The following is a 599-nucleotide window of genomic DNA, read 5'->3' on the forward strand; positions in this document are numbered from 1 at the left end:
AAACAATTTAACAGTTAAAGATGTTGCTTTAAATTATAAAGGTAATAAGGTTATTAAAGATTTTGATGTACGAGCAAATGGTTATTTTAAATATAATGTTGATATAGGATATAACACAATTAACCCAAGTAAAAATCGTGGTCAATTAAAAGATATGTTAAATTTATTTAGTGTTATGGTTAATCATATTATTTCATTACCAATAGATATAACAGAAAGTATTGCATGAACACAGCGTGATATTCCTATTGTTGGGAAATTTTTAAATGCAATAAGCTTAGGGATTCCGATTTATTGAAAAACAATAGATAAAAATACTAATAATTTATATCCAAATATTAAAACTGGTATTCCTTTATTTATTGGTAAAGCAAACTATACATTTTATGATGAAAGTTATTGGCCTATTGTTGAAGATAGTACTCGTCCACAAGCAAAAAATCAAGGTAATATCCCCTTAGATGTATTTAGATATAATACTCAAGATGAGGTAAATGATATAATCGGTGCTAGTGCAAGTAATACAAGTTGAGCATTTACTTTAACAGATAAAATAACAGCATCAATGTGATCTAAAAAATCAAAAAAAGAATACGGTA

The 599-nt window shown here is 26.0% G+C and carries 1 protein-coding gene; it reads left to right on the forward strand.

Annotated features, from left to right (window positions below; all coding sequences use genetic code 4):
- The coding region (locus tag EHV01_RS06395; RefSeq protein ID WP_422066726.1) for a hypothetical protein at positions 1–599 on the forward strand (599 nt) is incomplete at both ends.

Source organism: Spiroplasma sp. hy2 (assembly GCF_044714365.1).
Lineage (GTDB): Bacteria > Bacillota_I > Bacilli_A > Mycoplasmatales > Mycoplasmataceae > Spiroplasma > Spiroplasma phoeniceum.